Annotated in this window: 1 pseudogene; it reads right to left on the bottom strand. The window is 72.0% G+C overall.

From position 1 onward, the window contains the following. Positions 1-224: 224 nt before the first annotated feature. Positions 225-632, bottom strand: a pseudogene (locus tag BZL64_RS37670) (MarR family winged helix-turn-helix transcriptional regulator); the annotation flags it as partial. Positions 633-770 lie beyond the last annotated feature (138 nt).

Raw genomic sequence — 770 nt, 5'->3', positions numbered from 1 at the left:
GGGCGGGCGTGGAGCGGCTCGGCGCTCGTGGGCGATCAGTCGCCCGCTCGGGCCGGGGCGGCGACCTCGGGTACCGCGTCCTCTGCGGCCTGCGCCGCCGTGTCCGGTACGGCCCCAGCGACCCCGGCCGCTTCCAGGGCTTCCGCGACCTCCGGCGTGTCCGTCGGGGCCAGCTGTGCCGCTGTCCCGGCAGTCGTCCTCGCCGCCGTCCCCGTCGCCGCGTCCAGCCCCGGCAGCAGGCCGTACATCGCCTCGCGCTGCTCCGGGCCGATGACATGGGCGAGGGCCTGGGCGACCGTCTCCGTCAAGGCGTCGGACGTCTCGTGGAGCAGCAGGCGGGCCTTGTCGGTGAGGGCCACCTCCACGCCCCGCTTGTCGCCGCAGACCGATCTGCGGGTGACGAGGCCGGCGTGCTGGAGGCAGGCGACCTGGTAGGTGAGCCGGGTCTTCGGGCGGCCCAGCAGCTCCGCGACGCGGGTCATCCGCAGCCCCTCCTCGGGCTGCTNNTCCACCGCGCCCACCGCGGCGAGCATCACCATCCAGCCCCTCAGCTCCCGAGGCAGCAGGCCGCCGGTGCCCCGCGCGGACGGGCATTCCGGCAGGTCAGTGCTGTGCTCCTCGGGCTCGGCCATGTGTCGAGTGTACCTGTCGTCCAAATTTGGAGAAGAAACGCGAGCGGGGTTGTTCAGATTTGGATGACCCGCTACCTTCGAGTCGGCGGTCATCCAAATTTGGATCACCGCGCGCCCTGACAGCAGTGACAGCAGTGA

The organism is Streptomyces bobili (assembly GCF_002154575.1).
Lineage (GTDB): Bacteria > Actinomycetota > Actinomycetes > Streptomycetales > Streptomycetaceae > Streptomyces > Streptomyces bobili.
The sequence above is the reverse complement of the archived record's forward strand: the minus strand, read 5'-3'. Positions and strand labels throughout refer to the sequence as shown.